The following is a 14,285-nucleotide window of genomic DNA, read 5'->3' as shown; positions in this document are numbered from 1 at the left end:
CAGGGTTTTTGAAAAAAGGTAAGAGCATCTATGCACGTCTGCGCATTACCAAACCACCCATAGCCAAAGCAAAAATAACGAATAAAGAAGGTTCAGAAACGGATACTGCCACGGTAGATACGACTTGTACATCATCTTCAATCGCCTCTAATAGATAACCTGTACCAGCCTCGAACACTGATGCATAGTTATCGAACGTGGAAAACGCGTCGAAATAGACTTCGTAGAACCAACCTGCATCATCTGCTACATCCAGGAAAATATATTCAGAACCAGCGAACAAATTATCTACGTCAATAATTGCTTCAAAGTCATTGAGCACGGGGTTAAAACCCAAAGCTAGTGGGACGACCACATCGATCAAATCAAAGCCGATCATATCTACGGTGCTAACCACACCAAGACCCGAATTAATCAGTGAATCATCCAGTTGCATCTCGATGGTAGCGATTTCGATACCACCTGCATAGATAGTTTCCGTGATCAACGCAGCATTAGAGCTTGCAGTGAACAGCATTGAGCAAGAAAGCAATGCTGCTGAAAAAAGTGATTTAATGTTTCTCATGTACTTCTGCCTTTTTAAATCGAGCACAGCCAGCGCTGTGCTCTTTGATTGTTGTTAATTATTGTTGAATTGCTTCTACCAGGGTAGTGCCTTGATCAACACCATCACCATCGTAGAAAGTTACTGTTCCCATGTAAGGAAGTCCGGATATAAGACCCCTAGCGATAATTCGAACATCATTAGCTCTGCCTTCTACAGCGCGCGGCGTCATTGACATCCGAGTGCCGCTTTCCGCGCCACCAACGAACCAATATGGCATACGGAACGTTGTTTCCTCGACGCCATTTAAGTCATATCCATGAACCCAAACAATGTAGAAGTCTCCCGCATCTCCATCAGCTGCAGGTTCTGGATTAATCAACGTAACATCTTCATTAGAACCTGCATTTAGCGATGCACCAACCTGTGAGCAAGAAAGTGCGACACAGCGATAAACGTACAAATCTAAATCAGTTCCAGCTTGATCGACTAAATCATCGCTCAGCATGAAACGGGCAACGGTCGTTCCCTCTGGCACTAGGAAGATAGATGTAGACAGACCATCTTCATTGAACGCAAATGAACTGTCTGGATCTTGTGCTACCGTGTCATCAACAATCCCTGGTGCAGACAAACCGGTGTAGTCAATGCTGGCTCTACCAGAATAATTCATCTCTGCCGAGAAGTATCCACGTCCGCGGCTATTCAAACTTACAGTAACAGACTCAGGAGCATTAATTAGTACATCCGCAGCGGGTTTAACCGCAACAGGACTTCTAACCACTTTGCCATCAGGGCCTGTCAGGACCACTGCGCCGAATATCCAGTCACCTATCACTGTGCTCTCGGTTTTATCCATCGTCAGCGCATAAGCAGAAATACCATTTGCGTCAACTTCCAACATAGCGTCTGGAACTGGATTAAACTCAGAATCGAAACCCTGAACGGAAACGCTTAGTGTATCGAGGCCTTCTACAGAAATGGTATACGTACCACCAACGCCGGTTACATCAGTAACATAACGAACTATCGTTTCTTCACCAGACAATTCGCCAACGGCAATAGACGGGTAGTTCATCTGTGACGGATCAGTAGAATAATTCAAATCCTCAAGTCCATCACAAGTAATACCCCACTGTGAGGACACAAATGCACCATCACCCAGCCCACACATGAAGCCCAGATAATCACCTATTTGCGTATCATAGGTGAGACCAGGCTCCATTGCGGAAACTGGCGCTGCATGGCCCGCTCCGAAATCGAATGGATCGGCTGCAGTTATACCATCTTCTTTCGTGACTTCCTGATACGCGCTCGTCATTAGCGCAGATTTCACCTGTGCCGGGCTCCAGGTTGGATGCTGATCGATCAGCAATGCCGCCATACCTGCAATGTGCGGCGAAGACATGGACGTACCACTTAGATAAGCGACCTGCTCACCTTCTGCACCGAACATTGGTGTATCCGTTGTCGCAGCCAAAATACGTACACCAGGTGCTGTAATGTCTGGTTTGATAACATCTAGTGTAGAAAGATTTGGTCCACGGCTTGAGAAGTCCGCCATCATGTTGCCAACTTCCTGTTGCTCAAGGAAGATACCAGGGCCCATGGTAACGGTAACGTTGCCGCCTTCTACTACTGACGAGTTTAGTTGCGAACCAACGGATTGACTTACCATTCCACCAGGAATAACACCTACGTTTGTTCCACCCATGACCGTTACACCACCACCATTGTCGTAAACCACAACAGCTTTGGCACCTGAATCAACAGCACGGGTAACTTTTTCAGTGAAAGCACAGGACCCGCGCTGAATTAGTGCGATGTTTCCTGAAATAGCATCAGCGTTATCCAATGGTGTGGAAGCACCATCAACATAACAAGCTTCCAATGGTTCAGCGACGACCAGACTTCCCGTTACTTCACCAGTTTCTGCCAATGGACGTGTAATACCGCCTTCTGTAAAGGCATATGTTTCGTCAGCACCAAATGCATTTACCTGTAAACCATTCACCACTGAGGTGCCGTCGTAAGTAGATGCAGCCACTGACGCCACCCAAGGCGCTGGCGTACCAACAGTAAACTGAGTTGGGCCATCGTTACCTGCAGAAACAGAAACGAACACACCAGCCTGTGCAGCCCGCAACATCGCTGCTGTGGACGGATAGGTCATGTCATCGCGACTACCGCCAATGGAAAAGTTTATTACATCTACACCATCGGCAACGGCATCATCGATGGCCGCCATACTGTCGCTGGGGAAACAACCAGCTTCATCAGCGCCCTCTGGGCTGACGTAATCAGAGTTCCAACATACTTTGTACATAGCAACGCGGGCACGGGGTGCAATACCACTAATAGTTCCGATTTGCGCACCGCCCTTCATCGCAGCTACGCCTTCATTGCCCGCAGCCGTACTCGCGGTATGACTGCCGTGACCGTCAGCGTCACGAGGAGAGATGAATTCACCTAAATCAGTTTGAATGTCGTATACCGATTCAAAGGTGTCTTTATAATATCGCGCACCAATTAACTTGTTGTTACAGCTAAACGTGCCCGCTTCAGTTTCTTCACCAGCATCACAGATGCCATTCCAACCAAACGTGGTTGGATCAGAATAGCTGCCGTCATCGGCAAAGCTTGGATTTTCAGGTGTAATACCGGTGTCGAGTATCCCAACGACAACGTCTTCACCTTTGATGCCCAAACCATACTGTCCACCTGACCCGGTCAAACCGAGAAAGTCAGGTGTATTTGCGGTGTCAACGGTAAACGGAATATCTTCCCATACATTGACTACGTCAGGGTTCGCTTTTAACGCTTCAACCTGCGCAGGAGTTAACTTGGCAGAAAAACCGTTAAAACTGTGAACGTAGTTGTGAATGATGTTGATGCCACCAACCGCACTTGCTGTGTTGCGTTGTTGACGCTTGAGTTCATTAGTGTAGCGTCTGACGCGCTTTGAATCCGCCGCGTATTGATTACCAGTAGTAGCGATGGTTTGATTTTTGGGGATAAGCTCCCCAATTTCTTCTGCGTAGGCGATACCTGGTGAATTTTTCATCTGAATGATGTAAACACCAGTACCCTTTTTAGCGTTAAGGGAACTCCCCGCCTCAGTTACGTTAACATCCTGGAGAAAGATCTGTTGCGCAGAAACCGTACTGGATAGACCAGCGGTAACTGCCATTGAGATCATGGTTCCCAATAGCTTCTTCTTAAATGTCATTTGCGTCTCCCATTGACACTTTTTTTTTGTTTTGCGGTTACCGTCAGAATAAAGTTTTTTTTATCGTCGGGAATTAACACTATTTCGCACGAGGCGAAACCGTGACCCGCTTTCTGGATTTACTGCAAATTTATTATTATTTCGCTGCCTCGTAACGATGAACATTATTTGCCAGCGAATTAAATGCTATTCAACAATCACACCATTAATATAATGGAATGATTTAAAACAATTTTTTTTGGTTATAAAAAATTTATCACACGAAAATGTAAAATATACTGACATACAAAAGAACGAAAAATATGCAACATGATGCTTTTTTGTTCCTCAACATATGCAAAACAGGATTTTTTTATTCTTAAGGAATAAAAAAGGCAGCGAAAACGCTGCCTTATGTAGTTATTGTGTTTCGAAACCCACGCGCTAGATTAATTCCACAGCCAGTGCAACCCCTTCACCACCGCCAATACACAAAGACGCAATGCCTTTCTTTCCACCTTTGTGTTTGAGGGCGTGCAGTAATGTTACCAGCACGCGGGCACCTGACGCACCAATGGGGTGACCAAGGGCACATGCACCGCCATTAACGTTAACTTTGGCAGCGTCTAAATCCAGCTTTTTGATGGCCAGCATTGTCACCATGGCAAACGCTTCGTTTATTTCCCAAGAGTCCACATCGGCGCTTGTCCAACCTGCTTTTTCAAGTACTTTTTCCATCGCACCAACGGGAGCAACGGTGAAGTCTTCCGGTGCTATGGAGTGTGTTGCATGGGCGACAACCCGCGCCAATGGTGTCAAGCCCAGTGCTTCGGCCCTTGCCGCTGACATCACCAGCAATGCAGCGGCACCGTCTGATATTGAACTGGAATTAGCAGCGGTTACCGTACCGTCTTTTTTAAATGCGGGACGCAATGACGGGATTTTATCGGGTTTGGCTAAGCCGGGCCCTTCATCGGTATCAACAACAACGTCGCCTTTTCGTGTAGAGATAGTAATAGGACAAATTTCTTCGCTAAAGGCCCCACTGTTAATTGCTTCATTCGCTCGGGACAGGGATGTTAAGGCATAGTCGTCCATTTGTTCCCGGGTTAACCCTTCAGCATCGGCTGTATCTTGAGCAAAACATCCCATGGCTTTACCGTCATAGGCATTTTCCAAACCATCAAGCATCATATGGTCGAGCACCTGACCATGCCCCATGCGATAACCCGTTCTGGCCTTAGGTAATAAATAAGGTGCATTACTCATGCTTTCCATACCTCCAGCGACAATCGCCTCAGCACTACCGGCCTTAATTAGATCGTAAGCGAGCATGACTGCTTTCAAACCCGAACCACATACCTTATTTAGCGTTATTGCCCCTGCTGACAACGGAAGACCGGCCTTTAACGTAGCCTGACGAGCGGGCGCCTGACCGAGACCGGCAGGAAGAACACAGCCCATGATAACCTCATCAACCTGGCTAACATCAATGTCTTTACATACGGCCTTCATTGCTTCCGCGCCGAGTTGTGTGGCGTCAACGGGGGAGAGACTGCCGTTGAACGCTCCCATGGGGGTTCTTTTTGCCGCTACAATTACTACCGCATTTTCGCTCATAGTTTATTGCCTCACTGTGTGTTAAAAAAATAGCGATGCTGCACTGCAGAATAATTCCAGTACAACACATCTCAAAGAAAAACGTAACAGATTCTTTGCACTTATTGACGCCACATTTTTCTTACTTTACCTTAACGTTAACTACAATTTACGTTAACGTAAACCTGTATTGTGTTTACACACCTATAGCCGGATCCAAACCGGGCTCACCGTCACTTTTCATCGACAAAAGAGATATAAAATGAAAAAAACTAAAGAAACAGCAACTTATTCTATCGGTGAACTGGCCAAAGAGTTTGATATTACCCCGCGATCAATCCGCTTCTACGAAGAACAGGCCCTACTCCATCCGGGACGCACAGGACAAAATCGAATTTACAATAACAAAGACAGGGTACGATTAAAGCTAATTTTACGTGGTAAGAGGTTGGGCTTCTCACTTGCAGAAGTGAAAAACCTCTTCAAACTTTACGACTCAAACCCTGACTCTGCAGTGCAGTTGGAAACCATGTTGCAGATGACAGAACAAAAACGGGCACACCTGCGTCAACAGCTAGAAGATATTCAAATGCTGATGAATGAACTGGACGAAGTAGAAGCCAGATGCCGGGAAGAACTTGAAGAGTTAAAACGAGGACAAAACAAATGAATACGCCCTACCCTACCCTGAACTTTTGCTTAGGTGAAGACATTGACATGCTGCGGGACCACATTGCACAGTTTGCCCGCAACGAAATTGCCCCTTTAGCCCGCACTGCTGATGAAAATAACGAATTCCCCAATACCCTGTGGAAAAAACTGGGTGAAATGGGGCTCCTCGGCGTCACTGTTAGTGAGCTGTATGGCGGCGTAGAAATGGGCTACCTTGCCCATACTATCGCAATGGAGGAAATAAGCAGAGCTTCTGCAGGCATAGGGCTGAGCTATGGGGCACATTCAAATCTCTGCGTAAACCAAATTTTTAGAAATGGCAGTGACGCACAAAAAGAAAAATATTTGCCCGACCTCGTTTCCGGAGCCCATGTAGGAGCACTCGCCATGAGCGAACCTAACGCAGGCTCTGATGTGGTATCGATGAAGCTAAAAGCGGAAAAAAGGGGAAACCGGTATATTCTCAATGGCAATAAGATGTGGATCACAAACGGTCCCGACGCACACACCTTTGTCATTTATGCAAAAACTGACGTGAACGCCGGTCCAAAAGGCATTTCTGCTTTTATTGTAGAGCGAGATTTCCCTGGTTTTAGCCGCGCCCAGAAACTCGACAAGTTGGGTATGCGCTCTTCAAACACTTGTGAATTGGTATTTGAAGATTGTGAAGTCCCCGAAGAGAACCTTATGGGCAAAGAAGGCGATGGTGTGCGCATCCTCATGAGCGGTTTGGATTACGAACGTCTCGTGTTGTCCGGTGGTCCACTGGGCATCATGCAGGCCTGTATGGATATAGTTGTTCCCTACATTCACGACCGCCAACAATTTGGGCAATCCATTGGCGAGTTCCAGCTCGTTCAGGGCAAAATCGCGGATATGTATACCCACATGAACGCAGCAAGAGCTTATGTTTACGCCGTTGCCAAAGCTTGTGACCGCGGAGAAACCACCCGTAAAGATGCCGCTGGGGCAATCTTGTATGCCGCAGAACGTGCCACCGCTATGGCGCTTGATGCCATACAGCTGCTCGGGGGGAATGGATATATCAACGAATACGATACCGGTAGACTGTTACGGGATGCCAAACTCTATGAAATTGGTGCAGGTACATCTGAAATCAGACGCATGCTCATAGGCCGTGAATTGTTTAAAGAATCGCAGTAACGCCTGCATTTAGTATCGTTAAACCAGAAAATTTCAGGAGGAGTTATGCCCGTTCTTTCTTCAGTTGTAAATACGCAGAACAAGTCGTTTCGGGATAACGCAGAAAAAATGCTTGCGCTTGTTGCAGATTTAAAACACAAAACTGCACAGATCGCCCAAGGAGGCGGTGAAAAAGCCGCGGCTAAACATCGGGACAGAGGAAAACTGCTGGTAAGGGAACGCATCGACGTATTATTGGATGACGATTCGCCTTTTCTCGAAATCGGTCAGTTCGCTGCCTGGGAGGTTTACGACGATTACGTACCCTGCGCCGGTTTGGTGACGGGTATAGGTACAATAGTTGGCACACAATGCATGATTGTAGCTAACGATGCCACAGTTAAGGGCGGCACTTACTATCCATTGACAGTAAAAAAACACCTTCGGGCGCAAACTATTGCTGAACAAAATCACTTGCCGTGTATTTATCTCGTTGACTCCGGCGGAGCTAACTTGCCACGACAAGATGAGGTCTTTCCTGATCGGGAACACTTTGGCAGAATTTTTTTCAATCAAGCTACAATGTCGGCAAAAAATATTCCCCAAATTGCTGTGGTTATGGGTTCTTGCACTGCTGGCGGGGCTTATGTACCTGCCATGGCGGACGAAAGTATCATCGTAAAAGAGCAAGGTACGATATTTCTCGGCGGACCGCCGTTGGTGAAAGCCGCAACGGGTGAAGTGGTTACCGCAGAAGAACTTGGCGGCGGCGATGTTCATACCCGCACGTCGGGCGTAGCTGATCTACTGGCAAACAACGATTACCACGCCCTCGCGATGGCGCGGGATGTAGTGAGCCGATTAAATCGCCAATTACCCACTGCTAAGTGTCTTTCCGGTTTTGAAGAACCCTGTTATGCCGCCGAAGAGATCTACGGCATTATCCCCAAAGATCCACGCCAAACTTTTGATGTAAAAGAGGTCATTGCCCGTATTGTCGACGGCTCGGTATTCGACGAGTTTAAACCTCTGTTTGGAACAACCCTGGTTTGCGGCTACGCCTCACTGTACGGCATGCCCGTGGGCATTGTCGCTAACAATGGCATTTTGTTTGGCGAAAGTGCGCAAAAAGGTGCTCATTTTATCCAGTTGTGTGCAAAGAGAAAAATTCCTCTGCTGTTTTTGCAGAACATCACAGGTTTTATGGTGGGTAAGCAATACGAAACCGCGGGTATTGCCAAACACGGCGCGAAGATGGTAACCGCCGTAGCCTGTGCTCAAGTGCCAAAACTCACCCTCGTAATAGGTGGGAGTTTTGGCGCGGGAAATTACGGTATGTGTGGCCGGGCATACGACCCGCGCTTTATGTTTATGTGGCCCAATGCACGTATTTCTGTAATGGGCGGAGAACAAGCCGCGGGGGTATTGGCCCAGGTAAAGCGCGATCAGAAAGAAAAGGCGGGAGAAACCTGGTCTCAGGAAGCAGAGCAAGCGTTTAAAGCGCCGGTGATCGACACCTACGAAAAGCAAGGACACCCCTACTATGCCTCAGCTCGATTGTGGGACGATGGCATCATCGACCCCGCCGACACCCGTCACGTACTCGGCATGGCGCTGTCTGTTTCACTAAACGCACCGATTGAAGAGACGCAATTCGGCGTTTTCAGAATGTGAGGAATTAACCATGACAGCACAAGACAGTGTACGACTAGACATCGATTCCCGTGGTGTGGCTTCCCTTAGGTTAAATCGCCCTGATAAACACAATGCGTTTGACGATAGTGTCATTGCCAGGTTAACAACACATTTGGATGATATAGAGAACAACGATGCCATTCGCGTCGTCATTGTATGTTCAACGGGCACGAGCTTTAGCGCAGGAGCCGATCTTAACTGGATGAAGCGTATGGCAAATTATTCCGCTGAAGAAAACCAACGGGATGCCGAGGCCCTCGCGACCATGCTGGACAAATTAAACCGTCTCAGCAAACCCACCATTGCACGTGTTCAAGGCGCTGCGTTTGGTGGCGCTATTGGCATTATTGCCTGTTGCGACATGGCTATTGCTACCAAGCTAAGTAAATTCTGTTTAAGTGAGGTACGTCTCGGTCTCATCCCTGCCACCATTTCTCCATATGTGATAGAAGCCATGGGCGCCAGAGTGTGCAGGCGTTACTTTCAAACCGCGGAGGTCTTCAGCGCTCGTCGGGCGAGAAGACTCGGCCTGATCAGCGAATGTGTGAGCGAAGCTGAATTGGACATCGCGGTGGAAACACTCACAGATAATTTACTTAAAAACGGTCCCTGCGCTATGACACAAGCCAAACGGCTCATTGCAACTGTCGGTGATCAACCTGTGAGTCCCGAACTATTGCTACAAACTAGTCGCCTAATTGCAGATATCAGGGTGTCTGAAGAGGGACAAGAGGGCCTGCAAGCGTTTCTACAGAAACGAGCCCCTGCGTGGAGAGGACATAATAATGATTAAAAAGGTTGTGATTGCAAATCGAGGCGAAATCGCATGCCGTGTTATACGCACGGCTAGGGCCCTTGGTATACAGACCGTCGCCGTGTATTCAGAAGCAGACCGCCAGGCGCTTCACGTTAAACTGGCAGACGAAGCCGTTTATATCGGCGAAGCCCCCGCTAAAGAGAGCTATTTGTGTGGCCATAAAATACTCGAGGCCGCAAAGAGAACAAACGCCGATGCCATTCATCCAGGCTACGGTTTTTTATCGGAAAATGCCCATTTTGCTAAGGCCTGTAAAGACAGCAATGTCATTTTTATCGGCCCCTCCCCATCAGCCATCGAGGCAATGGGGTCGAAATCTGCCGCCAAAACCATTATGGAGAAAGCGGGCGTGCCACTGGTACCCGGCTACCACGGTGACGATCAGAACGAAGACACACTCCGGCAGGCTGCAGAAGACATGGGGTATCCGGTACTGCTGAAAGCGGCCGCGGGTGGTGGAGGGAAAGGCATGCGCCAAGTGCACAACGGCGACGATTTCAATCAGGCACTGGCAGCGGCAAAACGGGAAGCCAAAGCTGGTTTTGGTGACGATACTATGCTGGTCGAAAAATACCTTACCCGACCAAGGCATATCGAATTTCAGGTGTTTTGCGATAGCCTAGGCCAAGGCGTCTATCTCTTTGAGCGCGATTGCTCAGTTCAGCGTCGCCATCAAAAAATCATTGAAGAAGCGCCAGCACCAAATATGTCTGAGGCCCTGCGCAAAAGAATGGGCGACGCAGCCTTGCGCGCCGCCCAGGCCATTAATTACGTTGGCGCAGGGACCGTTGAGTTTCTGTTAGACGAAGATGGCCAATTCTACTTTATGGAAATGAATACCCGTTTACAGGTAGAGCACCCGGTTACAGAAATGATAACCGGCGAAGATTTGGTTGCCTGGCAAATTATCGTTGCACAAGGGTTTCCCCTGCCCAAACAACAACATGAACTGACGCTCCAAGGCCATGCCTTTGAAGCCAGAATTTATGCCGAGGATGCAGACAATGACTTCCTGCCCGCTACTGGCACGTTGTCATTGCTGGAAATGCCCAACACGTCAGCCCATGTGCGAATAGACACAGGCGTCGCGGAAGGTGACGAGGTTTCAGTTTACTATGATCCAATGATAGCCAAACTCATCGTATGGGATGACAATCGCACGGCTGCGTTACAGCGGCTGGCCAGTGCATTGCGGGCCTATCGCATCGGCGGTGTTACCACTAACACAGATTATCTTCACCGGCTCGCGACACACCCGGCTTTTGTCAATGCAGCACTATCAACAACATTTATTGAAACGTACCAAGACGATTTAAAACCGGCCTCTCACCTGCCCCCTGCTTACCTTGCTGTCATGGCAGTATCAACCCTCGCACGTGATAACAAGCACAATATGTCACCATGGACACAAAACCCTTATTGGCGCATGAACACCTGCAAACAACAAAGCGTTTCCATGACGGTGGCCGGACAGTATATTGAATCCAAGGTGACTTACCCGAACACTGGCGTCTCCAACTGGTTTGTTGAAACAGGCAATACGGCTTGCCACCTTGTTTATAATCGCCGTGGGAATACTTTGCATACTGTCGTCGATGGGCACACACAACGATTTACTCTGTTTGATCGTGCCTCCGAGTGGCTCCTGTTCAGCGATGAAACCATGGTCGCTTTCACACCTCTCATACAGAGCGTAAACGAAGAGGATACGAGTTGCGACGAAGGCGATTTTCGCGCTCCCATGAACGGTACTATTGTGGCTTGTCCGGTAAAGCAAGGTGATCACGTACTGCCCGGAACTGTCTTGGTAGTTATGGAAGCGATGAAAATGGAACACAACATTGTCGCGCCCGTTGCTGGCACGGTTGAAACCCTCTATTGCGCCCCCGGCGATATGGTAACCGGGGAACAACATTTACTGGTATTTAAAGCAGATGAATAATTGTTATCCCAAGACGGTGACGCTGGTTGAAATGGGCCCCAGAGACGGCTTGCAGAATGAATCCGCAACTGTGACGACAGAACAAAAAGTACATTTCATCGAACTGCTAAGTGCAACTGGATTAAGTCGCATTGAAGCTGGCAGTTTTGTGTCGCCCAAATGGGTGCCTCAAATGGCTGACTCAGATGCTGTCTTGTCTAGGATCCGCCGTGAAGAAGGCGTTAGGTACTCAGTGCTGACGCCGAATGTACGAGGACTGGAAAATGCCTTGGCTTCAGGTGCTGATGAAGTGGCCGTTTTCGGCGCAGCATCGGAATCATTCTCACAAAAAAACATAAATTGTAGTATTGCTGACAGTCTGAAGCGTTTTGAACCTGTAATTACTCGGGCCATCGACGCCAACATACCAGTGAGGGGTTATGTTTCATGTGTATTGGGTTGTCCATACGAAGGTGAAATATCACCCCGAGCAGTGGCAGATGTGACTGATGCGTTACTTGGCATGGGCTGTTATGAAGTCTCTCTTGGAGATACGATTGGTACGGGCTCACCGGTAAAAACGTCAAACATGCTCGACGCCGTATTGACATCATCGCCGGCTCATAAGCTGGCGGCGCACTTTCACGATACCTACGGCCAGGCTTTAGCAAACCTTTTGGTTGCCCTACAGCGCGGCATTACTGTTATCGACAGTGCCGTTGCTGGTTTAGGCGGCTGTCCTTATGCAAAAGGTGCAAGTGGAAATGTAGCCACCGAGGACGTGTTATATATGCTTGATGGAATGGGAATTGAAACTCAGGTAAATATGCATGCGCTGCTTAAGGCAAGTCAATATATTTGCGGTGTCATTGGCAAAAAGCCATCGTCAAAAGTGGCCCTGGCACTATCTGTAAAAGCAAATGAAACCCGCTGACGCTGTGCTGAATAACGTCAGGGGAAATGGATTTTCCCCTTTTAAAAAATAGTGTTCATACCCCGGATACGTGTTGCTATTGCTGGTTTTCCACTACCGTCTTCAAATTTTCTAACCCCATTTCAAAATCGGGCCCAATCATGCCATCGATCATCAAAGCCATATAGCGGTTTACGGGGTTTAAACCCATATCACCTGCGTCCGACCAAGTCACCAGCGTGCCTTCTTCTACGTCCTCTAGGGTAACCTCACCGGTTGAACTCATGTCGAAATCGGGAAAATAGAGACGGTACGTTACTTTTCGATTGTATTTTAAATCCGTGATCTCCATCTCACCACTGCCCTGCGTTTCACTCACCCACGAAGATGCCATTCCAATAGCTCTATCGGGACCGGAATAAGTAACCTGCATGTTTGGATCCCTTTTAAACCACACGCCCCATTTAGGCCAGGCTTTTAAATCTACCACGCTGGGATAAATGTCCCCGGGTTTCGCCTGAATGACCACTTGCCGTTCCACGTGATAATCAGAGGGCAAAACCAGGCCGATAGCCAGCAACCCTACAATCAGGATTGTAAGGAATATAATTGAACGCTTTAACCAAACCATGCTTAACCCTCCAAATTTAACAACAAATATAAAACAATTAACTTACATTTTCAGCAGTAAATGCACTAAACGGTCGTGAAAATTGAGAGATTACGTAGTTTCGTACCAGATCCGCATCAACGCTACTGACCCACTGAACTGTGTTTCCTTCTCCATTCGCAGCGCGATAAGTCTCACCTGCATTGGGCGTTTGAACACTGACAGCAATAGAGCCCGATGTTACAGTAATCGCCGATGAGGGAAGACCCATCACCGCCGTGGCGAGAATATCCCATAAAAAATACGTGAATTCATAGGCGGGAATGGCTGTCACGGTGGCGGCCCAAAACTGTCCAGCTAAATCAGAAACCTCTGTGCCAACCTTCGCTAACTGTGTCAAAAATGCCCTGTTCACAGGCAGTGCATTTGTAGCGTCCAAGGGCACCATAAGCACACTAACACCGCTGCTAATAAGTTGATGTGTGGCCAACGGATCCCAATATGCGTTCCACTCTGCAGTACCGTCGTGGTCGTGCATGGCCACATTGCCCTTCACGTCTACTGCCCCCCCCATCCAGACAACCCTGTCAATTTTCTCAGCAATAGATGGGCAAGCATCCAGTGCATGAGCCAGGTTGGTACAGGGACCTGTCATCAACACGGTTACTGAAACGGCAGACTGCTTCAGAAAATGAACCATCCACTCATCTGCAGGCAACGCACTGACATTGCCCCGTGTTTCCTCGACACGCAGCATCGCAGGCATACTATGACACACTCGCGGTTGCGCCCGCCAATCTGGTGGAAATGGATTTGGTCCTACTTTGTTACCAACGGCAACGGGAATACTCTGGTTTCCCGTTAATGACAGTATTTTCAACGTGCTTAATAATGCGTCGTCGGGATAGCAATCTGCGGGAGTAATAGTGACGCCTAAAACGTCAACATGATCCATGCTCAGTAACAATACCAAGGAAAGTAAATCATCTATGCCGCCATCGTGGTCAAAAATGACAGCGGTGCGATCATTATTTTTTTGCATTCGTTATCCTTATCTGGTTTTACGAATAATCTTGTGTAAGATGGTAATTATCATTTCAGATCCGTAAGTCTAAATGGTTTAAGAAATTTTTTACATCTCAGGCACAGTGGTATCGTGCTTT

At 48.0% G+C, this 14,285-nt stretch carries 11 protein-coding genes; 6 read left to right on the top strand and 5 right to left on the bottom strand.

Annotation, left to right across the window (positions count from 1 at the left end; translation table 11 throughout):
- Positions 1 to 28: 28 nt before the first annotated feature.
- The 3 genes from KO518_RS12840 to KO518_RS12830 form a co-directional block, all read right to left on the bottom strand.
- A complete protein-coding gene (locus KO518_RS12840; protein ID WP_216026210.1) occupies positions 29 to 565 on the bottom strand; it encodes a hypothetical protein in 537 nt (178 codons plus the stop codon).
- 58 nt (positions 566 to 623) lie between these two features.
- A complete protein-coding gene (locus KO518_RS20140; protein ID WP_216026209.1) occupies positions 624 to 3,773 on the bottom strand; it encodes a S8 family serine peptidase in 3,150 nt (1,049 codons plus the stop codon).
- 423 nt (positions 3,774 to 4,196) lie between these two features.
- Positions 4,197 to 5,372, bottom strand: coding sequence for a thiolase family protein (locus tag KO518_RS12830; protein ID WP_216026208.1), 1,176 nt, complete (start codon positions 5,370 to 5,372; stop codon positions 4,197 to 4,199).
- A 241-nt stretch (positions 5,373 to 5,613) separates the two neighbouring features.
- On the opposite strand from KO518_RS12830, the gene KO518_RS12825 reads away from it, so the two are divergent.
- From KO518_RS12825 to KO518_RS12800, 6 genes are read left to right on the top strand one after another with little or no spacing between them, the layout of a single operon-like run.
- Positions 5,614 to 6,021, top strand: a complete 408-nt coding sequence (locus tag KO518_RS12825) for a MerR family DNA-binding transcriptional regulator (protein ID WP_216026207.1) — start codon at positions 5,614 to 5,616, stop codon at positions 6,019 to 6,021.
- Positions 6,018 to 7,187: an isovaleryl-CoA dehydrogenase gene (locus KO518_RS12820; protein WP_216026206.1), complete on the top strand. Its 1,170-nt coding sequence runs from the start codon at positions 6,018 to 6,020 to the stop codon at positions 7,185 to 7,187. Before KO518_RS12825 ends, KO518_RS12820 begins: the two co-directional genes overlap by 4 nt.
- Positions 7,188 to 7,232: 45 nt before the next feature.
- On the top strand, positions 7,233 to 8,840 hold the full coding sequence (locus KO518_RS12815) for a carboxyl transferase domain-containing protein (protein WP_216026205.1): 1,608 nt from the start codon (positions 7,233 to 7,235) through the stop codon (positions 8,838 to 8,840).
- A gap of 10 nt (positions 8,841 to 8,850) precedes the next feature.
- On the top strand, positions 8,851 to 9,654 hold the full coding sequence (locus KO518_RS12810; protein WP_216026204.1) for an enoyl-CoA hydratase/isomerase family protein: 804 nt from the start codon (positions 8,851 to 8,853) through the stop codon (positions 9,652 to 9,654).
- A complete protein-coding gene (locus tag KO518_RS12805; protein ID WP_216026203.1) occupies positions 9,647 to 11,620 on the top strand; it encodes an acetyl/propionyl/methylcrotonyl-CoA carboxylase subunit alpha in 1,974 nt (657 codons plus the stop codon). Before KO518_RS12810 ends, KO518_RS12805 begins: the two co-directional genes overlap by 8 nt.
- Entirely contained in the window at positions 11,613 to 12,533 is a 921-nt protein-coding gene (locus KO518_RS12800; RefSeq protein ID WP_216026202.1) for a hydroxymethylglutaryl-CoA lyase, read from the top strand. The genes KO518_RS12805 and KO518_RS12800 overlap by 8 nt, the downstream gene beginning before the upstream one ends.
- Positions 12,534 to 12,609: 76 nt before the next feature.
- On the opposite strand, the gene KO518_RS12795 is transcribed toward KO518_RS12800, so the two are convergent.
- Together KO518_RS12795 and KO518_RS12790 are read right to left on the bottom strand one after the other, a co-directional pair.
- Positions 12,610 to 13,143, bottom strand: coding sequence for an SRPBCC family protein (locus KO518_RS12795; protein ID WP_216026201.1), 534 nt, complete (start codon positions 13,141 to 13,143; stop codon positions 12,610 to 12,612).
- A 37-nt stretch (positions 13,144 to 13,180) separates the two neighbouring features.
- Positions 13,181 to 14,164, bottom strand: coding sequence for a nucleoside hydrolase (locus KO518_RS12790; RefSeq protein WP_216026200.1), 984 nt, complete (start codon positions 14,162 to 14,164; stop codon positions 13,181 to 13,183).
- Between the last annotated feature and the right edge of the window lie 121 nt (positions 14,165 to 14,285).

This window comes from Aestuariibacter sp. A3R04, assembly GCF_018860805.1.
Classification (GTDB): Bacteria; Pseudomonadota; Gammaproteobacteria; order Enterobacterales; family Alteromonadaceae; genus Alteromonas.
The sequence above is the reverse complement of the archived record's forward strand: the minus strand, read 5'-3'. Positions and strand labels throughout refer to the sequence as shown.